The 21988-nt window shown below is 73.8% G+C and carries 20 protein-coding genes and 1 pseudogene; 12 read left to right on the plus strand and 9 right to left on the minus strand.

What is annotated here, in order from left to right:
- Positions 1-6 precede the first annotated feature (6 nt).
- Complete coding sequence (locus AC3ET3_RS18610; protein ID WP_435612496.1) at positions 7-1311, plus strand: DUF6986 family protein; 1305 nt, start codon at positions 7-9, stop codon at positions 1309-1311.
- Between the two features lie 59 nt (positions 1312-1370).
- Here AC3ET3_RS18610 and AC3ET3_RS18615 read toward each other — a convergent pair whose 3' ends face one another.
- Entirely contained in the window at positions 1371-2432 is a 1062-nt protein-coding gene (locus AC3ET3_RS18615) for a LacI family DNA-binding transcriptional regulator (protein ID WP_432136174.1), read from the minus strand.
- A 269-nt stretch (positions 2433-2701) separates the two neighbouring features.
- Between AC3ET3_RS18615 and AC3ET3_RS18620 the strand changes: the two genes are divergently transcribed.
- The 3 genes from AC3ET3_RS18620 to AC3ET3_RS18630 all read left to right on the plus strand — a co-directional run bounded on the left by AC3ET3_RS18620 (position 2702) and on the right by AC3ET3_RS18630 (position 5176).
- The gene (locus AC3ET3_RS18620) at positions 2702-3664 is read left to right on the plus strand and encodes an ROK family protein (protein ID WP_435612497.1); all 963 of its coding nucleotides are present in this window, start codon (positions 2702-2704) and stop codon (positions 3662-3664) included.
- A gap of 128 nt (positions 3665-3792) precedes the next feature.
- Positions 3793-3990: a hypothetical protein gene (locus AC3ET3_RS18625; RefSeq protein ID WP_432136176.1), complete on the plus strand. Its 198-nt coding sequence runs from the start codon at positions 3793-3795 to the stop codon at positions 3988-3990.
- A 142-nt stretch (positions 3991-4132) separates the two neighbouring features.
- Positions 4133-5176: an NUDIX hydrolase gene (locus tag AC3ET3_RS18630; RefSeq protein WP_432136177.1), complete on the plus strand. Its 1044-nt coding sequence runs from the start codon at positions 4133-4135 to the stop codon at positions 5174-5176.
- A gap of 187 nt (positions 5177-5363) precedes the next feature.
- On the opposite strand, the gene AC3ET3_RS18635 is transcribed toward AC3ET3_RS18630, so the two are convergent.
- The gene (locus tag AC3ET3_RS18635) at positions 5364-6719 is read right to left on the minus strand and encodes a dipeptidase (RefSeq protein ID WP_435612498.1); all 1356 of its coding nucleotides are present in this window, start codon (positions 6717-6719) and stop codon (positions 5364-5366) included.
- 192 nt (positions 6720-6911) lie between these two features.
- Between AC3ET3_RS18635 and AC3ET3_RS18640 the strand changes: the two genes are divergently transcribed.
- On the plus strand, positions 6912-8150 hold the full coding sequence (locus tag AC3ET3_RS18640) for a geranylgeranyl reductase family protein (RefSeq protein WP_432136179.1): 1239 nt from the start codon (positions 6912-6914) through the stop codon (positions 8148-8150).
- A 10-nt stretch (positions 8151-8160) separates the two neighbouring features.
- On the opposite strand, the gene AC3ET3_RS18645 is transcribed toward AC3ET3_RS18640, so the two are convergent.
- Complete coding sequence (locus AC3ET3_RS18645) at positions 8161-8613, minus strand: nitroreductase family deazaflavin-dependent oxidoreductase (RefSeq protein WP_432136180.1); 453 nt, start codon at positions 8611-8613, stop codon at positions 8161-8163.
- A gap of 193 nt (positions 8614-8806) precedes the next feature.
- Between AC3ET3_RS18645 and AC3ET3_RS18650 the strand changes: the two genes are divergently transcribed.
- Together AC3ET3_RS18650 and AC3ET3_RS18655 are read left to right on the plus strand one after the other, a co-directional pair.
- Positions 8807-10057 (plus strand): sensor histidine kinase, encoded by a 1251-nt coding sequence (locus tag AC3ET3_RS18650; RefSeq protein WP_432158530.1) that lies wholly within the window; start codon positions 8807-8809, stop codon positions 10055-10057.
- Entirely contained in the window at positions 10054-10719 is a 666-nt protein-coding gene (locus tag AC3ET3_RS18655) for a response regulator (protein ID WP_435612499.1), read from the plus strand. The genes AC3ET3_RS18650 and AC3ET3_RS18655 overlap by 4 nt, the downstream gene beginning before the upstream one ends.
- Here the strand turns inward: AC3ET3_RS18655 and AC3ET3_RS18660 are convergent.
- The gene (locus AC3ET3_RS18660) at positions 10680-10964 is read right to left on the minus strand and encodes a DUF6332 family protein (protein ID WP_432136183.1); all 285 of its coding nucleotides are present in this window, start codon (positions 10962-10964) and stop codon (positions 10680-10682) included. The two genes, AC3ET3_RS18655 and AC3ET3_RS18660, sit on opposite strands and share 40 nt — an antisense overlap.
- 71 nt (positions 10965-11035) lie before the next feature.
- A complete protein-coding gene (locus AC3ET3_RS18665; protein WP_435612500.1) occupies positions 11036-12526 on the minus strand; it encodes an MFS transporter in 1491 nt (496 codons plus the stop codon).
- A gap of 87 nt (positions 12527-12613) precedes the next feature.
- On the opposite strand from AC3ET3_RS18665, the gene AC3ET3_RS18670 reads away from it, so the two are divergent.
- Complete coding sequence (locus tag AC3ET3_RS18670; RefSeq protein WP_435612501.1) at positions 12614-13015, plus strand: MarR family winged helix-turn-helix transcriptional regulator; 402 nt, start codon at positions 12614-12616, stop codon at positions 13013-13015.
- Between the two features lie 27 nt (positions 13016-13042).
- On the opposite strand, the gene AC3ET3_RS18675 is transcribed toward AC3ET3_RS18670, so the two are convergent.
- The gene (locus AC3ET3_RS18675; protein ID WP_435612502.1) at positions 13043-13774 is read right to left on the minus strand and encodes a maleylpyruvate isomerase family mycothiol-dependent enzyme; all 732 of its coding nucleotides are present in this window, start codon (positions 13772-13774) and stop codon (positions 13043-13045) included.
- Between the two features lie 174 nt (positions 13775-13948).
- On the opposite strand from AC3ET3_RS18675, the gene htpG reads away from it, so the two are divergent.
- On the plus strand, positions 13949-15856 hold the full coding sequence (gene htpG, locus AC3ET3_RS18680; protein ID WP_435612503.1) for a molecular chaperone HtpG: 1908 nt from the start codon (positions 13949-13951) through the stop codon (positions 15854-15856).
- 108 nt (positions 15857-15964) lie between these two features.
- On the opposite strand, the gene AC3ET3_RS18685 is transcribed toward htpG, so the two are convergent.
- Complete coding sequence (locus tag AC3ET3_RS18685; RefSeq protein ID WP_432136188.1) at positions 15965-16744, minus strand: DeoR/GlpR family DNA-binding transcription regulator; 780 nt, start codon at positions 16742-16744, stop codon at positions 15965-15967.
- A 130-nt stretch (positions 16745-16874) separates the two neighbouring features.
- On the opposite strand from AC3ET3_RS18685, the gene AC3ET3_RS18690 reads away from it, so the two are divergent.
- Both AC3ET3_RS18690 and AC3ET3_RS18695 read left to right on the plus strand, forming a co-directional pair.
- Positions 16875-17771, plus strand: a complete 897-nt coding sequence (locus AC3ET3_RS18690; RefSeq protein WP_432158535.1) for an SIS domain-containing protein — start codon at positions 16875-16877, stop codon at positions 17769-17771.
- 54 nt (positions 17772-17825) lie between these two features.
- On the plus strand, positions 17826-18686 hold the full coding sequence (locus AC3ET3_RS18695) for a class II fructose-bisphosphate aldolase (protein ID WP_432136190.1): 861 nt from the start codon (positions 17826-17828) through the stop codon (positions 18684-18686).
- On the opposite strand, the gene AC3ET3_RS18700 is transcribed toward AC3ET3_RS18695, so the two are convergent.
- A complete protein-coding gene (locus AC3ET3_RS18700; RefSeq protein ID WP_435612511.1) occupies positions 18673-19809 on the minus strand; it encodes a methyltransferase in 1137 nt (378 codons plus the stop codon). The two genes, AC3ET3_RS18695 and AC3ET3_RS18700, sit on opposite strands and share 14 nt — an antisense overlap.
- 489 nt (positions 19810-20298) lie before the next feature.
- On the opposite strand from AC3ET3_RS18700, the gene AC3ET3_RS18705 reads away from it, so the two are divergent.
- Entirely contained in the window at positions 20299-21540 is a 1242-nt protein-coding gene (locus tag AC3ET3_RS18705; RefSeq protein ID WP_432136191.1) for an ROK family protein, read from the plus strand.
- A gap of 55 nt (positions 21541-21595) precedes the next feature.
- Here the strand turns inward: AC3ET3_RS18705 and AC3ET3_RS18710 are convergent.
- Positions 21596-21978 (minus strand): annotated as a pseudogene (locus AC3ET3_RS18710) (phosphotriesterase family protein); the annotation flags it as partial.
- Between the last annotated feature and the right edge of the window lie 10 nt (positions 21979-21988).

The raw sequence follows: 21988 nt of genomic DNA on the forward strand, positions 1-21988 counted from the left end.
GTTGGGATGGGTCAGGGCCAGCAGGAGACGGTGGCGACGAGCCTCGCGGACGCCGTCAGGCAGGAGATCAGCGCCTCCCTCGCGCCGGTCGACGCCGAACTGGAGCGTCGCTACCCCGGCGACCCGGGCACCCGCCAGCCGGTCCACACGGTGTACGTGCCCGGCGACCTCTTCGATGCCGGCACCCTCCGTGCGTGGGGCGACCGGGCGCTCGCCGCCCTCGACGAGCACGCCCCGGACGCCGCCGCCTTCGCCGCCGTCCTGGGCCTCCCCGACGACCTCGCCGAACCCGTCTACACGCGCGTGCGCGCCAAGCTGGAGCGGGAACCCGTCGAAGACCTGCGCGTCGACTTCGAGGACGGCTACGGGCCGCGCCCGGACGCCGAGGAGGACGAGGCCGCCGCCCGCGCGGCCCGCCTGGTCGCCGAGGCGTACGCCGAGGGTACGGCGGCGCCGTACATGGGCATCCGCATGAAGTGCCTGGAGGCCGCCGTCCGCGAGCGGGGCATCCGCACCCTCGACATCTTCCTCACCGGCCTGGCCAAGGCAGGCGACCTGCCCGCCGGGCTGGTGCTCACGCTGCCCAAGGTCACCTACCCCGAGCAGATCACCGCCCTGGTGCGGCTGCTGGAGGCGTTCGAGAAGGCGCACGGGCTCACCCCGGGGCGCCTCGGCTTCGAGATCCAGATCGAGACCAGCCAGGCCATCCTCGCCGCCGACGGCACCGCTACCGTGGCCCGCATGATCCAGGCCGCCGAGGGCCGGGCCACCGGCCTGCACTACGGAACCTTCGACTACAGCGCCTGCCTCGGCGTCTCCGCCGCCCACCAGGCCGGCGACCACCCCGCCGCCGACCACGCCAAGGCGGTCATGCAGGTCGCCGCCGCCGGTACCGGCGTCCGCGTGTGCGACGGCTCCACCAACGTCCTCCCGGTGGGGACGACGGAGAAGGTCCATGACGCCTGGCGGCTGCACTACGGCCTCACCCGGCGCGCGCTCGCCCGCGCCTACTACCAGGGCTGGGACATGCATCCCGGCCACCTGCCGACCCGCTACGCGGCCGTCTTCGCCTTCTACCGCGAGGGCTTCGCCGCCGCCGCGGCCCGCCTCGCCCGCTACGCCGGCCGGACCGGCGGCGACGTCATGGACGAGCCCGCCACCGCCAAGGCGCTCAGCGGCTACCTCCTGCGCGGCTTGGACTGCGGTGCGCTCGACGCGGGTGAGGTGTCGGCCGCGACGGGGTTGAGCCGGGCCGCCCTGGAGTCCTTCGCGGCGCCCCGGCGCGGTGATCTCACGGCTTCGGCGCCGTAGGCGGCGAACCGGTCGGCGGCGGGCGCGCACGAGGCCCCTCGCGAGCCCACGGGGGCCGCTCAGTCGGCCGGCGGCAGTTCGCCCGAACCGCGCTCGATCAGCCGGGTGGGCAGCTCGATGCGCTCCGGCACCGTCAGGGCGCCGTCCAGCTGCCGGAAGAGCCGCTCGGCGGCTGTCCGACCGAGCGCCGCCGCGTCCTGGGCGACGACCGTGACCCCGGGCTGCAGCAGATCGGCGAGCTCCAGGTCGTCGAAGCCGACGAGGGCGACCGGGCGGGGCCGCTCGGCGAGCACCCGGATCACGGTGACCGTCACCCGGTTGTTGCCCGCGAAGACCGCGGTGACAGGCTCGGGCCCCGCCAGCATCTCCTCGGTCGCCCGCCGCACCCGCGCGGGATCGGTGGCGCCGAGGGACATCCAGGCGTCCCGGACGGTGATACCCGCGTCCTCCAGAGCGGCCCGATAACCGCGCAGCCGCTCGGCGGCGGTGTGGATGCGGGGCATGTCGCCGATGAAGCCGATCCGCCGGTGGCCGTGCGCGACGAGGTGGGCGACTCCCTCGCGGGCCCCGCCGTAGTTGTCGGACAGGACGCAGTCGGCGTCGATCCGGCCGGCCGGCCGGTCCACGAACACGGTCGCCACTCCCGCGCGGATCTCCGGTTCGAGGTAGCGGTGGTCGTCGCCGGCCGGGATGACCACCAGTCCGTCCACCCGCCGCGCGCACAGCGCCAGCGCCAGTTCCTGCTCCCGGTCGGGGTCCTCGGCGCTGGAACCGTTGATCAGCAGCGCTCCGTGGGCGCGGGCCACCTCCTCGACCGCGCGGCTGAGCGGGCCGTAGAACGGGTCGGCGAGGTCCTCCAGGACCAGGCCTATGCTCGCCGTACGGCCCTTGCGCAGTACCCGCGCGCTGTCGTTGCGGCGGAACCCCAGCGCGTCGATGGCCTCCTGCACGCGCCGCTCGGTCTCCGGCGTGACGCCCGGCTCGCCGTTGACGACCCGGGAGACGGTCTTCAGACCGACTCCGGCGCGGGCGGCCACGTCCTTCATGGTGGGACGGTTGCCGTAACGGGTCACCGAGACACGGTCGGCGACACGGGTTGCACGGCGGGGCGTCTCGGGCACGATGCGGTGTCCTGTCCTGTCGTCCACGGGGACGCACGGACCGCGCCGGCCGCGTTCCGCGACCGTCCCGGACGGCTCCCCGCAGGTCTGCCGCCCGCGAGGATGCGTGAGTCCCTTGCCTTGTATGAGGATGTGGCGTCGAGCATAGGCCCTGGACAACGTTGTCAGATGCGGGGGAGACTGTCCACCGCAATCTCCGGCCCACGTCCCCCACCGCTGGACCGGCCAGCCCATTTTCCGGTTGACGTCGACGGGGAGATCCCAGACTCATGTACACCGACCTCGTGGCCGCGCTCGACATAGGTGGCACCAAGATCGCCGGAGCGCTGGTGGACGGCGACGGCGCGATCCTGGTCCGCACGCAGCGCCCGACGCCCGCCCGGGAGGGCGGCGAGACCGTCATGCGGGCCGTCGAGGAGGTGCTCGGCGGCCTGACCGCGTCGCCGCCGTGGAACCGCGTGAGCGCGCTCGGCATCGGCAGCGCCGGTCCCGTGGACGCGTCCGCGGGCACCGTCAGCCCGGTGAACATCCCAGGCTGGCGCTCCTATCCGCTCGTCGAACGGGTCCGGGCGGTGACCGGTGGGCTGCCCGTGGAACTGATCGGCGACGGCGTGGCGATCACGGCGGCCGAACACTGGCAGGGCGCCGCGCGCGGGCACGACAACGCACTGTGCATGGTGGTGTCGACCGGTGTCGGCGGCGGACTGGTGCTCGACGGCCGGCTGCACCCCGGCCCCACCGGCAACGCCGGGCACATCGGTCACATCAGCGTGGACCTCGACGGCGCATCCTGCCCGTGCGGGGGAAGGGGCTGCGTCGAGCGCATCGCCAGCGGACCCAACATCGCCCGGCGCGCCCTGGCGGACGGCTGGCGGCCGGGGGCCGACGGCGACGTCTCCGCCGCCGCCGTGGCCGCCGCCGCGCGGGCCGGTGACCCGGTGGCCGTGGCCTCCTTCCGGCGGGCCGCGCAGGCGCTGGCCGCGGGCATCGCGGCGACCGCCAGCCTGGTCGAGATCGACGTCGCGGTGATCGGCGGGGGAGTGGGCAAGGCGGGTGAAGTGCTGTTCGCGCCGTTGCGCGAGGCGTTGGAGCACTACGCGACGCTGTCGTTCGTGCGGGGGCTGAGCGTGGTGCCGGCACAGATGGGCACGGACGCGGGGCTGGTCGGGGCGGCCGCGGCGGCACTGGCGCGTGCGCAGGAACGTTCAGGCGGTCCTGCCGTGACCGCCTGAAAGCGCCGGGCCGTCCGCACCTCCGCGCGCGGGCCGGTGCGCCGAACGGCGCGGCCGTACGGCGCACCGGCCCGCGTCCCTTCGTCGGACCACCGTGACCTCTGCGGCGCCGGGCAGTTGAGCCCGGCATGAAGAAGCGCAGCATGCTGGCCATCGCCTCCCTCGCCACCGGGTTCGTCGTCGCGGCCATCACCCCGAGCCACGGGCTGGAACACGACACGATGCTCGGCGACCTGAACGTGGACGACACCCTCAGCGCCGTCGACCACACCCTCGCCAGCGACAGCCTGGCCATGGACGAGGGCGGGCCGGTCCGGACCGACTGAACCGGGCCCTGCCCGTCGCGAGCCACCGGCGCCCGTCAGTAGGGTCTCCGGTGGCTCGCTCTCGGGGGTCGTCTCCCGGAACTGGTTTCCGTGGCAGGGTGGAGCGGGCAAGCCTCAGGGGGCCAACAGAAGAGGGGGAAAAGTGACCGTCGTCTGGATCAACGGCGCGTTCGGTGCGGGGAAGACGACCACCGCACGGGAACTGATCGACCTGATCCCGAACAGCACGCTCTTCGACCCCGAGGTCATCGGAGCGGGGCTCGCGCACCTGCTGCCGGCCAAACACCTCGCCGAGGTGGGCGACTTCCAGGACCTCCCGATCTGGCGCCGCCTCGTGATCGACACGGCGGCCGCGCTTATCGCCGAGGTCGGCGGCACCCTCGTCGTCCCCATGACCCTGCTGCGCCAGGAGTACCGCGACGAGATCTTCGGCGGTCTCGCGGCCCGCCGAATACCCGTGCGGCATGTGCTCCTGGCCCCGGCGGAAACGATCCTGCGCGCCCGGATCGCCGGGCGCGAGGTGCCGCCGGACCTGCCCGACGGAGACATGCGGGTCCGGCAGTGGGCCTACGACCACATCGAGCCGTACCGGGCGGCGCTGGGTTCCTGGCTGGCCGCCGACGCACATCTCGTGGACACCGGCGCGCTCACCCCGCGCGAGGCCGCCACCCGGATCGCGCAGGCGGTCAGTACCGGCACCGCGCGCGTCAGCGACATCGTGCAGACCCCCGAGCCCACGGCGGAGACGCTGGCCGCAGGGGTGCTGCTCTTCGACGAGCGGGGGCGGGTGCTGCTGGTCGATCCCACCTACAAGCCCGGCTGGGAGTTTCCCGGCGGCGTCGTCGAACCGGGGGAGGCGCCGGCCCGCGCCGGAATGCGCGAGGTCGAGGAGGAGACCGGCATCCGGCTCGACGAGGTGCCCCGGCTCCTCGTGGTCGACTGGGAGCCGCCCCGGCCCCCCGGCTACGGCGGCCTGCGCCTCCTCTTCGACGGCGGCCGGCTCGAACCGGAGGCGGTGGAGGGCCTGTTGCTGCCCGGCCCCGAACTGCGCGCCTGGCGCTTCGTCACCGAGGCGGAGGCGGCCGACCTGCTGCCCCCCGTCCGCCACGAACGCCTTCGCTGGGCCCTGCGCGCCCGCGAACGCGGCGCGGCCCTCTACCTGGAGGCGGGCGTCCCCCTCGGCTGAGGCCCTCCGGCCGGCCGCCCGAGGACGCTGCCGGAAAGCCGTGGAGCGGCCCTGCGAGACCCGGGTGACGAGGGCGGCGACGGCCGAGTGCGCGATGCGGCGGGCCCTGGACGCTGCGGGTGACGGTGCGGTGCGGTTCCCGGCGCGGGCGGCTGCCGGGAACCCGTGCCGGGTGCGGTGAGAGCCGTCAGCTCGCCGCGTAGTTGCGCAGGAACAGGGCCTCCGCCACCGACAGGCGCTCCAGCTCGTCGGGGGACACGCTCTCGTTGACCGCGTGGATCTGGGCCTCGGGCTCGCTGAGGCCGATGAGGAGGATCTCCGCCTGCGGGTAGAGGGCGGCCAGCGTGTTGCAGAGCGGGATGGAGCCGCCCTGGCCGGCGTACTGCATCTCCTGGCCCGGGTAGGCGACCGCCATCGCGTCGGCCATCGCCGCGTACGCCGGGCTGTCGGTGTCCGCGCTGAACGGCTGACCCTGGCCGACCTGCTCGGTGCGCACGCGCGCGTTCCACGGCGTGTGCGCCTCCACGTGCGCCTGGAGGAGCTTGGCGGCCTCCGCCGCGTCCACACCCGGCGGCACCCGCAGGCTGATCAGCGCGCGGGCGCTCGCCTGCACGGACGGCGTGGCCCCCACCACCGGCGGGCAGTCGATGCCGAGGACCGTCACCGCCGGCCGGGCCCAGATCCGGTCGGCGACCGTGCCGGAGCCGGTCAGGCCGACCCCGTCGAGCACCTTGGCGTCCGCGCGGAACTGCTCCTCGTCGTACTGCAGACCCTCCCAGGACGCCGTCGGCCCCAGGCCGTCGACCGTCGTCGAGCCGTCCTCCGCGCGCAGCGAGTCCAGTACGCGGATCAGCGCGGCCAGCGCGTCCGGCGCGGCCCCTCCGAACTGTCCCGAGTGCAGATTGCCCGCCAGCGTGTCGACCTGGACCCGGACCATGGTCATGCCGCGCAGCGTGGAGGTCACCGTGGGCAGACCGACCCGGAAGTTACCCGCGTCGCCGATCACGACGGTGTCGGCGGCCAGCAGCTCCGGGTGCGCCTCGGCGTACCGCTCCAGGCCGCCCGTGCCCTGCTCCTCCGAGCCTTCGACGATCACCTTGACGTGCACCGGGACACCGCCGTTCGCCTTCAGGGCGCGCAGTGCGAGCAGGTGCATGATCAGACCGCCCTTGCAGTCGGCGGTGCCGCGCCCGTACCAGCGGCCGTCGCGCTCGGTCAGCTCGAACGGCGGCGTGGTCCAGCCGGACTCGTCCAGCGGCGGCTGTACGTCGTAGTGCGCGTACAGCAGCACGGTGCGCGCGCCCGCCGGGCCGGGCAGGCAGCCGTAGACCGACTGGGTGCCGTCCGGCGTGTCGAGCAGTGCGACGTCCTCGAAGCCCTCGGCGGTCAGCGCGTCCGTGATCCAGCGGGCGGCCGCCTCGCTCTCGCTCCTCGGGAACTGGTCGAAGTCCGCCACCGACTTGAAGGCCACCAGTTCGGTGAGCTCCGCCTTGGCCCGGGGCATCAGCGAGGCGATGGTCTCGGCGATCGGATTCGACGACATGGGCACGCTCCTTGTGGGTGCGACGTTGTACTCCACGCGCGCACGTGTGTGCGGGCGACCGTGCGAGGGTACGCGCCCGGCGGAGCCCCGGGCATCTCCCGGTCGATCCTGCCACGCGGACCTCGGCGATCTCCGCCGTAGGATGCGGGGGACGGAAGCGGCAGGCGGCTGGATCGGGAGCAGTAGACCATCGTGAGCAGCGAGAACTCTTCGGCGGACGACGTGCGGCAGGTATGGGACGTCGTCGTGGTGGGCGCGGGACCCGCGGGAGCGTCGGCCGCGTACGCGGCGGCGGTCGCGGGGCGGACCGTACTGGTGCTGGAGAAGGCGGAGCTGCCCCGCTACAAGACCTGCGGCGGCGGCATCATCGGACCTTCCCGCGACTCCCTGCCGCCCGGCTTCGAACTGCCCCTGCGGGACCGGGTGCGCGCCGTCACCTTCTCCCACAACGGCCGCTTCACCCGCACCCGCCGCTCCCGGCAGATGCTCTTCGGGCTGATCAACCGCCCCGAGTTCGACCAGCAGTTGGTCGAGCACGCCCAGAAGGCGGGCGCCGAGCTGCGTACGGGCGTCACCGTGACCCGGGTGGAGCAGCACGGCTCGGCGGTGCCGGACCGGCGCACGGTCGCGGTCGTCCTGCAGGGCGGCGAGACGGTGCTGGCCCGCGCGGTGGTCGGCGCCGACGGCAGCGCCAGCCGCATAGGAGCGCACGTCGGCGTCAAGCTGGACCAGGTGGACCTCGGCCTGGAGGCGGAGATCCCGGTGCCGGAGACCGTCGCCGAGGACTGGAAGGGCCGGGTCCTCATCGACTGGGGCCCGATGCCAGGGAGTTACGGCTGGGTCTTCCCCAAGGGCGACACGCTGACGGTCGGGGTCATCTCGCGTCGCGGCGAGGGCGCCGCGACCAAGCGGTACCTGGAGGACTTCATCGGCCGGCTCGGCCTCGCCGGCTTCGAACCGAGCCTCTCCTCCGGGCACCTGACCCGTTGTCGTGCCGACGACTCACCGCTCTCCCGCGGGCGCGTGCTGGTCTGCGGGGACGCCGCGGGGCTGCTGGAGCCGTGGACGCGGGAGGGCATCTCCTTCGCGCTGCGCTCGGGCCGGCTGGCCGGCGAGTGGGCGGTGCGCATCGCGGAGGCGCACGACGCGGTGGACACCCGGCGCCAGGCGCTGAACTACGCCTTCGCCGTCAAGGCGGGGCTGGGCGTGGAGATGGCCGTCGGCAAGCGGATGCTGGCGATCTTCGAGCGGCGCCCCGGGGTCTTCCACGCCGCCCTGACCGGCTTCCGGCCTGCTTGGCGGGCGTTCACGGACATCACCCGGGGCGCCACCTCGCTCGGAGAGCTGGTCCGCAGTCATCCGCTGGCCCAGCGCGCCCTGAACGCGCTGGACCGGCGGGCGGCGCCGGCCCCGGCCGACGAGACCGAGTGAGCGGGGCGGGTCACTTCTCGATCGTGATGCGGAAGACCGGGTGGTCCGGGGCCGCCGCGCCGATCTCCTCGTCGGAGGACTTCGCCGTGACGCCCTGGAAGTACTGGTTGACCTCCCAGCCCCACTTCTCCAGGTAGGACCGCAGCAGGGGGAGCTTCTCCTCGTCGGGAAGCTCCACCGCGGTGAACGTCCGGACCCTGCGGCCCACCCGCAGCTCTCCGCCGCCGGCCGCGCGCATGTTGCGCACCCACTGGGAGTGGCCCCGCGCCGACACGAGGTACAGCGCGTCCCGGTAGGTGTGCGGGTTGACCGGGATCCGCTGCATCCGGCCGCTCTTGCGGCCCCGCACCGACAGCTCCGCCGAGCCGGCGATGCTCACCCCGTGCCGGGCCAGCCAGCCGACCAGACGGTTGAACCGAACCGTCAGCGCGCTGCCCTCGCGGTAGTACGGCGATGACGCCATGGTGTGTCCCCGTTCTCCGGTCCCCGTTCTCCGGTTCCCGGTACCCGATGTGATCGCGTGCGGGGGATCACCTGTCCCCCGCAGAGCAGTGTGCAGGGTACCGGCTCCGGCCGTCCGTACTTCCGGGGGAGTACGCGTGATCACCTCGCCCGGCTGACGCCCGCCACGGCGCGGGCCGTCTAGCGTGGCGGACATGGAGGAACAGCAGCCGCCCACGGGCGACCCCGGCGGGGCGCGGCGGCACGGCCTGCCGTGGCGGTACGGCCCGCCGGGGCCCCACCACCGCGCGGAAGGGACCGGCACCCCGCCCCTGCCCTGGCGGTCCACCGCGGTGATCACCGTCTTCGTGCTGGTCGGCTCGGCCTTCGCGGCGCACGCGCAGGCGGGGGAGCGGGCCGGGCTCGACGCGTTCGCGCGGGTGCTGCTGTTCGTGTCGGCCGCCCTGCTGCTGTGGCGGCGGCGCCGGCCCGTGGCCGTGCTGTTCGGCACGGCCGCCGCCACCGCGCTCTACCTGGGCGCCGGCTACCCGTACGGGCCCGTCCTGCTCACGGTGGCCGTGGCCTTCTTCTCCGCCGTCGTCGCCGGGCATCGCGCCGCCGCCTGGTCGGCGGTCGGCATGCTGTGGGCCGTTCACGTGCTGGTCGCCCAGTGGCTGTACCGGTGGCTGCCGCCGTCCGGGGACACGGCCGCGCCCCTCGGGCAGGAGTTCCTGGTCGCCACCTGGGTCGTGGTGATCGCGGCGCTCTCCGAGCTGGCCCGCACCCGGCGCGAGCAGTGGGCCCGCGAGCGCGCGGAGCGGGCCCAGGCCGCCCGCCGCCGTGCGGACGAGGAACGGCTGCGCATCGCCCGCGAACTGCACGACGTCCTCGCGCATAGCCTCTCCGTCATCAACGTCCAGGCCGGCGTCGGCCTCGCCCTGCTCGACTCCGACCCCGAGCAGGCGCGCACGGCCCTGACCACCATCAGGTCCGCGAGCAAGGAGGCCCTCGGCGACGTGCGCCAGGTGCTCGGCACGCTCCGTACGCCCGGTGACGCCCCGCGCGCCCCCGCACCCGGCCTGGACCGGCTGCCCGAACTGGTGGAGCAGGCGGCGCGGGCCGGCCTGACGGTCGAGGTGGAGGGGGCGGCGCCTCGGCTGCCCGCGGGCGCCGACCTCGCCGCCTTCCGGATCGTCCAGGAGGCCCTCACCAATGTCGTCCGGCACTCGGGTTCCCGGCGCGCACGGGTGAGCGTCGACCGGGCGGGCCGGCAGGTGCGGCTGAGGATCGACGACGACGGGCCCGCGACCGGCGCCGACGCCGGGGGCAGTGGCCACGGGCTGGCGGGAATGCGGGAGCGGGCGGCCGCGCTGGGTGGCACGATCGAGGCGGGACCGCGCCCGGACGGCGGGTTCCGCGTGCTCGCCGTACTGCCGCTGAACGGGAAGTCCAGGGAGGACCAGTGATCCGGGTACTGCTCGCTGACGACCAGTCCCTGGTCCGGGCCGGGTTCCGGGCGCTGCTGGCCGCGCAGCCCGACATCGAGGTGGCCGGCGAGGCCGCCGACGGGCAGGAGGCGGTGCGCCAGGCGCGTGAGCAGCGGCCCGACGTCGTCCTCATGGACATCCGTATGCCGTTGCTCGACGGGCTGGCCGCCACCCGGCGGATCACCGGGGACCCGGAACTGGCCGGGGTGAGGGTGGTCGTGCTGACCACCTTCGAACTGGACGAGTACGTCTTCGAGGCGATCCGCGCGGGCGCCTCCGGCTTCCTGGTGAAGGACACCGAACCGGACGAACTGCTGCGCGCCGTGCGGGCCGTGGTCGCCGGGGACGCGTTGCTGTCCCCGGGCGTGACGCGGCGGCTGATCGCGGAGTTCGCCGCCCGGTCCAAGGAGCCGGCGGCCGCCGGGGAGCTGGCCCGGCTCACCGAGCGGGAGCGGGAGGTGATGGCGCTGGTCGGCATCGGCCTGTCGAACGAGGAGATCGCCCGGCGGCTGGTGGTCAGCCCGCTCACCGCGAAGACCCACGTCAGCCGCACGATGGTCAAGCTGGGGGTGCGGGACCGGGCCCAACTGGTGGTGCTGGCCTACGAGTCGGGGTTGGTGCGGCCGGGCTGGCTGGGCTGAGCACCCGGCCGGAACCGGAGCAGTACGGAGATCACCCGGGCCGGGAACAGCAGGGCCGCGAGGGCGAGTCCGGCGCGCGGGAGCAGCCATTCGACCGGCTGCGGAAGCCGGAACAGCAACGCCGGTCCCGCGACCGCGCCGAAGACGACCGCCGCGGCGAACGCGGCGCTGCACAGCGCGTACCCGATCTCCACGGTGATCGCGTCACGGTCGGCCTGGCTGCGTCGTCCTGTCTGCTCGGTCATATGACGCAGTCTCACAGACCGGTGCCCGGCGGGCCAAGAGCCCACCGGGCACCGTCGCGGAGGCGTCCCCCTCAGTCGCGGACCGGCACCCGGTCCGCGTGCGCCTCCTGCACCGTGGACCGGGCGACCACCACCGACGGCCGCGCGCGCCGGGTGCGCAGGCCGGTCAGGGAGATCAGCAGGCCGGCGAGGGCGATGAACGTCGTCACCGTCAGCCCGGGGCGGTAACTGTCCAGCACGGCCTGCGGGGTGGGGTCGGCCGGGGCGTGGGCGGTCACCACCGCCGTGACCACCGCGAGGAAGATCGCGCCGCCCACCTGCACCGAGGTGTTGAGCAGCCCGGACACCATGCCCTGCTCGTGGTCGTCGACCCCGTTGGTGGCCTGGATGTTCAGCGAGGGGAAGACCAACGCGCACGCCGCGCCGATCAGCAGCATCGACGGCAGGATCACCACCGCGTACGCCGGGTCGAGGTCGACCCGCAGGAACAGCAGGTAGCCGGTGGCCATCAGCGCGAAGCCGACGGTGATCAGCCGCGGGGTGCCGAACCGGTCGACGACCGCGCCCATCTTCGTCGCGGAGACCGCCACCAGCGCGCCCGCCGGAAGGAAGGCCAGCGCGGTGTGCAGCGCGGACCAGCCCAGCAGCGACTGCATGTACAGGGTGGCCAGGAACTGGAAGCCGACGTAGGAGCCGAAGAAGGCCATGGCGCCGAGCTGGGCGCGGATCTGGTGGCCCGAGCGCAGCACGCCGAGCCGGACCAGGGGACCGGGCGAGCGCCGCTCCACCAGCACGAACGCCGTCAGCAGCACGGCCACCGCCAGGAACGACAGCAGGGTCCGTGCGGACGTCCAGCCTGCCTCCGGCGCCTGGACGACGGTGAAGACCAGCAGCAGCATGGAGGCGGTGCCGAGGACGGCGCCGGGGATGTCGTAGCCGTTGTGGTCGCGCTCGCGCTCACTGTGCGGCAGCAGCTTCAGGCCCGCGAGCAGGGCGAGCAGCGCGATCGGGGCCGGCAGCAGCATCGTCAGGCGCCAGCTGGCCTCGGTGAGCAGGCCGGAGAGCACCAGGCCCATGGAGAAGCCGGTGGCCGCGCAGGTGGTGTAGATGGACAGGGCGCGGTTGCGCAGCGGGCCCTCGGGGAACGTCGTCGTGATGATCGACAGACCGGCCGGGGCGGTGAAGGCGGCGCTCAACCCCTTGATGAAGCGGCTGGCGATCAGCAGCGGACCCGAGTCGACCAGTCCGCCGAGCAGCGAGGCGAGCGCGAACACGCCGAGGGCGACCAGGAAGACCCGGCGCCGGCCCAGCAGGTCGGCGGTCCGGCCGCCGAGCAGGAGCAGCCCGCCGTAGCCGAGGATGTAGCCGCTGACGATCCACTGCAGGGTCGAGGTGGACAGGTCGAGGTCGGCGCCGATCGAGGGCAGGGCCACGCCGACCATCGACACGTCCAGCGCGTCGAGGAACATCGCGGCGCACAGCACCAGCAGCGTGCCCCACAGCCGGGGGGTCCAGCGGACCGCCGGGGCGGGGGACGCGGAGGAGGGGAGCGGAGAGGTCATGCCGAGGACAATTGCATGCGCGTGCATCGAATGCAAGTGCATTTAATTCGCGTGCAATGAACTCGGTGCTCTGCTACGGTGCCCGGCATGGCGGCGACGAAGGGCGACCAGCAGGCGCTGGTGCGGCAGTGGCGGGACTTGCTCGCGCTGCACGCGCGCACCCAGTGCGAACTCGACCGGGCCCTCGGCGGGCACGGGCTGTGTGCCAGCGACTTCGAGGTGCTCGACGTCCTCGCCGACGACGACGAGGACCCGTGTGTCGGCTACCGGGTGCAGGAGATCGCCGAGGACATCCACCTCAGCCAGAGCGCCCTGTCCCGTCTCGTGGCCCGCCTGGAGAAGGACGGCCTGGTCGAGCGACGCATGTGTCCGGAGGACCGGCGCGGGGTACGGGTGGCCCTCACTGCCAAGGGGCGCGCGCTGCACGGCGAGGTGCTGCCGGTGCAGCGCGCGGTGCTGGGGCGGATGCTGACCCGGGCCGAGGGCTGACCCTCGGCCGCCCCCGGCGGCTCAGCCTCAGGTGATCCCGGACGTCTCACGCCACAGCTCGGCCAGGGAGGCGTCACCGGTCACCGCGGGAAACGGCGCGCGGTTCCACAGCGCCAGGTACAACTCGGCCGCGGGGCCCGCCACTTCGCAGTCGGCCTTCCCCGCGCCGGTCCGCTCGGTCACCGGCGGTTCCGGCGACAGGCGCACGGTCCACACGGCGCCGTCGGTGTCCGTGGCCCGCACCCGCAGCACCCGGGGCGTCTCGCTGCGGACGCGGCTCTTGGGGCGGGCGTGGAAGGCGCACAGCAGCTCGTCGATGCCGTCGGCGGCGAACGCGCTGTCCACGGCGTCGAGTTCGCCGAGCGCCGACTGGGCGTCGACGCGGTGCACGGCCGTCTCGTGCGCCTGCCGCCGGGCCCAGAAGGCCAGCGGGGACGGAGCCGGCAGGAAGGACCAGCACGCGGTGTCGGTCGGCGCGGCGGTGAGGGCCTCCACGAGCGCGCCGTGCCCCGCGCGGAACCAGTCCAGCAGTTCGATGCCGTCCAGCTCGGGCGGGTCGTCGGCGGCGTAAGGCGCGGTGCGGCGCTCGGCGACGAAGGAGGTCGCCCACCGGTGCACCATGCCCGTGTGCCGCAGCAGATCCCTGACCTGCCAGTCGGGGCAGGTCGGCATCTTGGCGTCGGCCCCGGCCCGTTCGGCGGCGTCGGCCAGCAGCCGCCCCTCACGGTCGAGAACACGAACGTACACGTCAGTCTCCATGCGTGGAGTCTGCCGGACAGGGCGGGCCCGAGGGGAGACGGGTCTCAGGGGGTGGAAGCGCGGGCACGCGTGCCGGCTCGGTAAGGAAGAATCGCGCACCCCCGCTGACTTGGTGTTTTACAGTTGCCTCTGGCAGAGCCGACGACTGTGGGACCTGTGAGGTAAATCCGAATCATGGCGACCGAAACGTTTGAGTTCCAGGTAGAGGCCCGTCAGCTGCTCCAGCTGATGATCCACTCGGTCTACTCGAACAAGGATGTGTTCCTGCGCGAGCTGATCTCCAACGCCTCCGACGCGCTGGACAAGCTGCGCCTGGCCGCGCTGCGCGACGACGGGCTGGGTGCCGACACCTCCGACCTGCACATCACGATCGAGGCCGACCAGGAGGCCCGCACCCTCACCGTGCGGGACAACGGCATCGGGATGTCGTACGACGAGGTCGGCAAGCTCATCGGCACCATCGCCAACTCCGGCACCGCGCAGTTCCTGCAGGAGCTCAAGGAGGCCAAGGAGGCCAAGGACGCCGCCGGGGCCGAGGGACTCATCGGCCAGTTCGGCGTCGGCTTCTACTCGGGCTTCATGGTGGCCGACGAGATGACCCTGGTGACCCGCAGGGCGGGCGAGGCCCAGGGCACCCGCTGGTCCTCGCGCGGCGAGGGCACGTACACCCTGGAGAGCGTCGAGGACGCCCCGCAGGGCACGTCCGTCACCCTCCACCTGAAACCGGCCGACCCCGAGAACCAGCTCCACGACTACACCAGCCCCTGGACGATCCGGCAGATCGTCAAGCGGTACTCCGACTTCATCACCTGGCCGATCAGGATGACGCCGGAATCCGGCGAGGGGGAGGAGACTCCCGGACCCGAGACGCTGAACTCGATGAAGGCACTGTGGGCGCGCTCGCGCGACGAGGTGTCCGACGACGAGTACCACGAGCTGTACAAGCACGTCAGCCACGACTGGCGGGAACCGCTGGAGACCGTCCGGCTGCAGGCGGAGGGCACCTTCGAGTACCAGGCGCTGCTGTTCCTCCCCGCGCACGCCCCGCACGACCTGTTCACCCAGGGCTACCGCCGCGGCCTGCAGCTGTACGTCAAGCGCGTGCTCATCATGGACGACTGCGAGGCGCTGATGCCGCCCTACCTGCGGTTCGTCAAGGGTGTCGTCGACGCGCAGGACCTCTCGCTCAACGTGTCGCGCGAGATCCTCCAGCAGGACCGGCACATCCGGATGATCCAGCGCCGGCTGACCAAGAAGGTCCTCGCCACGGTGAAGGACCTCAAGGCGAACGACACCGAGAAGTACACCGCCTTCTGGCGGGAGTTCGGGGCCGTGCTCAAGGAGGGTCTGGTCACCGACCCCGACAACCGCGACGCGCTCCTCGCGGTCGCGTCCTTCGCCAGCACCCGCTTTGACGACGAGCCGACCACCCTCCAGCAGTACGTGGAGCGGATGGAGGACGGCCAGGACGCCGTCTACTACATGACCGGCGAGTCCCGGCAGAGCATCGAGAACTCCCCCCACATGGAGGCCTTCCGGGCCAAGGGCATCGAGGTCCTGCTGCTCACCGACCCCGTCGACGAGGTCTGGGCCGAGGCGATCGGCGAGTTCGACGGCAAGCCGCTGCGATCGGTCGCCAAGGGGGAGATCGACCTCGGCGGGCAGAACGACGGGCAGGGTGACGCGGAACGCGAGAAGCGCGACGAGGAGTACGCGGACCTGCTCGGCTGGATGAAGGAGCGGCTCGGCGAGGAGGTCAAGGACGTACGGCTGTCCTCGCGGCTCACCGTCTCCCCCGCGTGCGTGGTCTCCGACGCCCACGACCTCACCCCGGCGCTGGAGAGCATGTACCGCGCGATGGGCCAGGAGGTGCCGACCGCCAAGCGGATCCTCGAACTCAACCCCGAGCACCGCTTGGTGCGCGGCCTCAACAAGGCCTACCGGGAGCGCGACGACCACACGGACCTCGCCCCCACCGCCGAACTCCTCCACGACCTCGCGGTCCTCGCCGAGGGAGGCCGCCCCACCGACCCGGGCCGCTTCGTGAAGCTGGTGGCGGAGCGCCTGGAGGCGGACCTGTAACAGCCCGACGGGTGCCGTCGGCGACGGCACCCGTCCACGAGCGGTCCCGGTGCCGCGGCGGGCGACGTCGGCCCGTCGAGGAGCGGCGAACGCCGCCCGCTGCGTCCCTCAGGCGACGACCACCCTGATCCCCGTCTCCTCGAAGCGGCGCAGCACCGCGGGGTCGGCCGCCGTGTCCGTGACCAGGGTGTCCACCGTGTCCGCCGCGCAGATGCGGGCGAAGGCGCGCCGTCCGAGCTTGGTGGAGTCGGCGGCCAGGACGACGCGTTCGGCGCGTTCGCACAGGGCCCGGTTGACCGCAGCCTCCGACTCGTCGTGCGCGGCCGCGCCGTGCACGACGTCGAAGGAGACCACACCGAGCACGGCCACGTCGAGGGTGATCTGTCCCAGCACCCCGTCGGCCAGCGGACCCACCAGCTCGTACGACTGGGCCCGTGCCACCCCGCCGGTCACCACGATCTTGAACTGGGGCCGTACCGCCAGCTCGCCCGCGATGTTCAGCGCGTTGGTGACGATGGTCAGCGCGGGCGAGCCGGCCCCCAGGTCGTCGCGCAGGGCGAGGGCACGGGCCACCTCGGTGGTGGTGGTGCCGCCGGTGAGCCCCACTGCCTCGCCCGGCATGATCAGCGCCGCCACCGCCCGCGCGATCCGCTGTTTCTCGGGGGCGCGCCGGGCGGCCTTGTAGCGCAGGGGCAGCTCGTAGGACACGCCGTGCGCGACGGCGCCGCCCCGCGTGCGCACCAGCATTCGCTGCTCGGCGAGCCGGTCGAAGTCGCGCCGGATCGTGGCCGCCGACACCGCCAGCTCGGCGGCGGCCTCCTCGACGTCCAGCCGGCCGCGCTCGCCGAGCAGCTCCAGCAGCGTCTTCCAGCGGGCGTCCCGCGCCATCGACGACCCCTCCGTCCGGCATCCGTCTCGGTGTCCGCAGCGACCCTATCCGAGCCCTGATGCTTGAAACTGCGCGAAACTCAGCCCTATCGTGCAGGAACGAGCATCTCGCGTCGGGGAGGAACACGGCATGACGCATGTCGAGGACGAACTGACCAGCCAGCCGGAGTGCTGGAACCGGGCCGCCGCGACGGCCGCCGACCCGGTGACCGCCCGGGTGCTGCCCGCCCCCGGCGAGCGGGTCGCCGTCGTCGGCTGCGGCACCTCCTTCTTCATGGCACGGTCCGCGGCGGCCCTGCGCGAGGCGTCCGGCCAGGGCGAGACCGACGCCTTCGCCGCCTCGGAGTTTCCCCACGGCCGCGCCTACGACCGGGTCCTCGCCCTCACCCGCTCCGGCACCACCACCGAGGTGCTCGGCCTCCTCGCCCGACTGCGCGGACACACCCCCACCACCGCGATCACCGCCGACCCCGACACCCCCGTCCGCGCCGCGGCCGACGACCTCGTCGTCCTCGACCACGCCGACGAACGATCCGTCGTCCAGACCCGGTTCGCGACCACCGCCCTCACCCTGCTCCGCGCCCACCTCGGTCTGCACACCGGCGCCGCCGTCGCCGACGCCCGCACCGCGCTCACCGCCCCGCTGCCCGAAGGGCTCCTGGACTGCGAGCAGTTCACCTTCCTCGGCCGGGGCTGGACGACCGGGCTGGCCGAGGAGGCCGCGCTCAAGCTGCGCGAGGCGTCACGGTCCTGGGCCGAGGCGTACCCGGCCATGGAGTACCGGCACGGCCCGATCAGCATCGCCGGACCCGGCCGGGCCGTGTGGATGCTGGGCGAGGCGCCCGACGGACTTCCCGGTCAGGTCCGCGCCACCGGCGCACGGTGGGTCGCCGGCCGACTGGACCCGCTCGCCGAACTGGTCCGCGTCCAGCGGCTCGCCGTCGCCCTGGCCGCCGCCCGCGGCCTCGACCCGGACCACCCGCGCCACCTCACCCGCTCGGTGATCCTGGCCCCCGGCACTCCCTGACATCCCCCACGCTGCCGAGGTCCACCCCCTCGCCCCCGAACGTCAGGAGCCACCGTGCCGCTCGCCACCACAGGGGAACTCGTCACCCGTGCCGCCCGCGACCGCAGGGCCGTCGCCGCCTTCAACATCGTCACCCTGGAGCACATCGAGGCCGTCGTCGCGGGCGCCGAGTCGGCCGGTGCGCCCGTCGTCCTCCAGGTCAGCGAGAACGCCGTCCGCTTCCGCCGAGGCAGGGTCCTCCCGCTCGCCCGCGCCGCCACGGCCGCCGCCGAACGGGCCGCCGTCCCCGTCGCCCTGCACCTCGACCACGTCCGCAGCGACCGGCTGCTGCGCCAGGCCGCGGACGCCGGGTTCAGCTCCGTGATGTACGACGCCTCCCGCCTTCCCTACCGCGACAACCTCGCCGCCACCCGCGCGGCCGTCGACTGGGCGCACGCCCGAGGACTGTGGATCGAGGCGGAGCTCGGGCGGATCGACGGCAAGCGGAGCGACGGCGAGCCTCCCCGCGACCCGCACGCCCCCGGCGCCCGCACCGACCCGGTCGAGGCCCGGGCGTTCGTCGCGCACTGTGGCGTCGACGCGCTGGCCGTCGCCATCGGCAGCGTCCACGCGATGACCACCCGCACCGCCACGCTCGACCACGCCCTGCTCGAACGGCTCGACTCGGCCCTGACGGTGCCCCTCGTACTGCACGGCTCCTCCGGCCTGCCCGACGCGGAACTCACCGCCGCCGTCGCCGGCGGCATCGCCAAGGTGAACATCGGCACCGCGCTCAACCTCGCCCTGACGAACGCGATCCGCGCGTACCTCGACGCACACCCCGAGGCGGTCGACTCCCGGGACTACCTCGACGTCGGACGGGCGGCGATGGCCGCCGCGGCGACCCGGCTGATCAGGGTCCTCACGCCCGCTTGACGGCCCGCAGCACCACGAACTTCGCGTCGGACGCGACCAGTTCGCTGTTGCCGAACAGCCGGCGCAGCTTCACGTGATACGCCAGGTGCCGGTTGCCGATCACGTACAGCTCGCCGCCCGGCCGCAGTGCCCGCCGCGCCCCGGTGAACATCCGCCAGGAGGTGGCGTCCGATGTGGCCTGGTGCGAGTGGAAGGGCGGGTTGTTCAGCACGACGTCCACACTGCCGTCCGGCACCCCCGCCAGCCCGTCCCCGACGCGGAACTCCGCTCGCCCCGGGCTCCCGTTGGCCTCGTACGTCGCCTCCGCCGAGGCCACCGCCTGGAACGACTCGTCGGTGAACAGCACGTCGGCCCCCGGGTTGGCCAGCGCCACCGCCGTACCCACGATCCCGTTGCCGCAGCCCAGGTCAACCACCCGGCGCACGCCCCTGGTCAGCGGCAGATGGGTCAGGAAGAAGCGGGTGCCGATGTCGAGCCGGTCGGCGCAGAACACCCCCGCGTGGTTGACCACCGGCCGCCCGGAGACCGCTCCCACCCCCTCCGGCAGGTCGTACCGGTGCGGCCACGGATTGGCGGGCCTGGCCTGCTCCGGATCCGGAGTGCAGAAGATCAGCCGGGCCTTCTGCCGGGCCAGGGAGGTGCGCGTCGGCCCGAGGATCCGCTCGAAGAGCCGCAGCGTCGAGGTGTGGATCTCCTTCACCATGCCGGTACCGATGACGACGGTGTCCGTGTGCACGGCCGGCGCCAGCCGCAGCAACTGGTCCTCCAGCAGCGCCAGGCTCTTGGGCACCCGCACCAGCAGCACGTCGACCCGCGCGGGCGGCGGGTCCTGGGTCGTCAGCAGCCGGACCGCGCCGGGTGCGGCGCCGGCACGTGCCAGGTTGGCCCGGGTCGCCTCCTGTCCCAGATGGGAGTCGGTGATCTGCGTCGGCCGGAACCGCGCGAGTGCCGTGACCAGTGCGCCCCAGCGGTCCCCGAGCGCCACGACCGCCCCCGACAGCGGCACGCCTTCCTCCGCCAGATGCCGGAGCAGATACGCGTCCGAGGCGTCCCAGGCGCGCAGCCGATCGCGGGGGTCCTCGGGGAAGCGGGCCAGGGAGAACTCGCCCCACGGCGTCGTCATACGGTCGTCCACCGGGTCAAGGCTAGCCGAGCCGCAGCTCAGGGGCGGTGGGGGAGGTGGGTGGGGGGATGGGCGACCCGGGGCAGCCTCTTCCCGGCCCGGCCCGGCCCGACTGCCTCGCCCGCCGCGCGGTCACCGACACGCTCGGACCGCGGGCGGCCACGACACCGCCGTACGGCGTCGCGCTGATCAACTGCTACGACGGGGGACACCCGCGGGGAGAGGCACCGCGACGCCGAGGAGCGGTCCGACGCGCCCGCGGTGCCCCTCGGCTTCGGTGAGACCCGCGTCTTGCGGTTCGGCGTCATCCGGGTCCTCGGGTTCGGCGTCATCCGGGTCTTCCTGTTCGGCGTCATCCGCGTCCTCGGGTTCGGTGGCACCCGCGTCTTCGGTCCGGTGACACCCGCGTCCTCGGGTTCGGCGCCCCCGGCGGGTGAGCGGCCTGACCGGCGGCACCGCCGTGGAGCGGATCATGGGAGACTCGCCCTCATGAGCGGCATGGCGGACCCCCGGTCGGCGGGGGAAGGGACCACCTCGAAGACGCGGCTGGACCGGGGACGCGCAGCGCTCGGCCCCGCCTTGCAGCTCGTGCACACCGGGCGGGCGCCCACCCGCGCCGTCCTCACCGCCGAACTCGGTGTCACCCGCGCCACCGCCGGCGCGGTCGCCGCCGAGCTGGAGGCGCTCGGGCTGATCCGGGTCGACGCCCGGCCCACCGCCGCCGCCGGCTCCCAGGGCCGGCCCTCGCACCGGCTGGACATCGCCGACGACGGCCCGGTCGTGCTGGCCGCTCAGGTGCACGCCGACGGGTTCCGTGCCGCGCTGGTCGGTCTGGGTGGGCGGATCGTGGCGACGACCCCGAGCTGCGAGGCAGTGGACGCCGACCCGGCCAAGGTCCTGGGCACGGTCGTCGACGCCGCGGCCGACCTGCTGCGCGCCACCGGGCGGCGCTGCACGGGCGCCGGGCTCGCCGTGCCGAGCGCGGTCGCCGAACCGGAGGGCCTGGCCCTCAACCCGCTGCACCTGGCCTGGCCGGTGGGGGCGCCGGTACGGGAGATCTTCGCCGAGCGAGTGCACGCGGCCGGTGTCACCGGGCCGACCTTCGTCGGCAACGACGTCAACCTGGCCGCGCTCGCCGAGCACCGGCACGGCGCCGGGCGAGGCGCCCGCGACCTGCTGTGCGTGGCCACCGGGCACCGGGGCGTCGGCGGGGCGCTCGTCCTCGACGGGCGCCTGCACACCGGCAGTTCGGGGCTGGCCCTCGAAGTGGGCCACCTCACGGTCAATTCCGAGGGCCGCCCCTGCCACTGCGGCAGCCGCGGCTGCCTGGACGTCGAGGCAGACCCGCTGGCCCTGCTCACCACCGCCGGACGGCAACCCGGGCCCGAGGGCTCCCTGCTGCACCAGGCCGACCAGCTGATCCGCGAGGAGTACGCCGACCCGGTGGTGCGCACCGCCGTCGAGGCCCTGATCGACCGGCTGGGCCTGGGCCTGGCCGGGCTGGTGAACATCCTGAACCCCGACCGGATCATCCTCGGCGGACTGCACCGCACCCTGCTGGACGCCGATCCGGACCGGCTCCGCGCCGTCGTGGCCGACCGCAGCCTGTGGGGCCGCAGCGGGGGTGTGCCCATCCTCGCCTGCTCCCTGAACCACAACAGCCTCGTCGGCGCGGCCGAGCTGGCCTGGCAGCCCGTCCTGGACGACCCGCTCGGGGCGCTGGCGAGCTGACGGACCGCGGGGGCCCGGTTCCGCACCCCGTCCGTCCACCGCCAGGTCGGCGCCGGCCGGCCACCTGGACGAGGCCGGCGCGCACCCCGGACGTGCCGATCCCCTGGGTCAGTTCGGCCACGAACACCTCGGCGAGCCGCCGGCGCGGCCCCCGCAGGGCCGCCCCGTTGTAGTGCGCTGCCTCGTGCAGACCCGTCGCGGCCACCACGTGCACGCCCGACTCCCGTGCCGGCGGCGGCAGATGCGCGGCCCGCCGCCCCATCCCGTACGGCGTCCACTACACCAGGGCCGCCCCGCTCTCCGCCCGGAAGGCGGCCGGTGCCGCCCGCGCGTCGGCCACCGCGGCCGGCTCCTGCCCGGCACCCGCGGACTGCTGAGGAACAGATGGTCGTGGGTGTCGCGGAGACCCCACCGTCCGGGCGGCAGGCCGCCGAGCACCCTACGGACG

Source organism: Streptomyces sp. bgisy159, from assembly GCF_057707805.1.

Bases quoted from the DNA above. Each gene is read 5' to 3' on its own strand.
- htpG (WP_435612503.1), top strand. From the start codon at position 13,949: ATGGCGACCGAAACGTTTGAGTTCCAGGTAGAGGCCCGTCAGCTGCTC.
- AC3ET3_RS18670 (WP_435612501.1), top strand. From the start codon at position 12,614: ATGGCGGCGACGAAGGGCGACCAGCAGGCGCTGGTGCGGCAGTGGCGG.
- AC3ET3_RS18610 (WP_435612496.1), top strand. From the start codon at position 7: ATGGGTCAGGGCCAGCAGGAGACGGTGGCGACGAGCCTCGCGGACGCC.
- AC3ET3_RS18620 (WP_435612497.1), top strand. From the start codon at position 2,702: ATGTACACCGACCTCGTGGCCGCGCTCGACATAGGTGGCACCAAGATC.
- AC3ET3_RS18650 (WP_432158530.1), top strand. From the start codon at position 8,807: ATGGAGGAACAGCAGCCGCCCACGGGCGACCCCGGCGGGGCGCGGCGG.
- AC3ET3_RS18690 (WP_432158535.1), top strand. From the start codon at position 16,875: ATGACGCATGTCGAGGACGAACTGACCAGCCAGCCGGAGTGCTGGAAC.
- AC3ET3_RS18675 (WP_435612502.1), bottom strand. From the start codon at position 13,774: ATGGAGACTGACGTGTACGTTCGTGTTCTCGACCGTGAGGGGCGGCTG.
- AC3ET3_RS18660 (WP_432136183.1), bottom strand. From the start codon at position 10,964: ATGACCGAGCAGACAGGACGACGCAGCCAGGCCGACCGTGACGCGATC.
- AC3ET3_RS18665 (WP_435612500.1), bottom strand. From the start codon at position 12,526: ATGACCTCTCCGCTCCCCTCCTCCGCGTCCCCCGCCCCGGCGGTCCGC.
- AC3ET3_RS18705 (WP_432136191.1), top strand. From the start codon at position 20,299: ATGAGCGGCATGGCGGACCCCCGGTCGGCGGGGGAAGGGACCACCTCG.
- AC3ET3_RS18645 (WP_432136180.1), bottom strand. From the start codon at position 8,613: ATGGCGTCATCGCCGTACTACCGCGAGGGCAGCGCGCTGACGGTTCGG.
- AC3ET3_RS18700 (WP_435612511.1), bottom strand. From the start codon at position 19,809: ATGACGACGCCGTGGGGCGAGTTCTCCCTGGCCCGCTTCCCCGAGGAC.
- AC3ET3_RS18635 (WP_435612498.1), bottom strand. From the start codon at position 6,719: ATGTCGTCGAATCCGATCGCCGAGACCATCGCCTCGCTGATGCCCCGG.
- AC3ET3_RS18625 (WP_432136176.1), top strand. From the start codon at position 3,793: ATGAAGAAGCGCAGCATGCTGGCCATCGCCTCCCTCGCCACCGGGTTC.
- AC3ET3_RS18685 (WP_432136188.1), bottom strand. From the start codon at position 16,744: ATGGCGCGGGACGCCCGCTGGAAGACGCTGCTGGAGCTGCTCGGCGAG.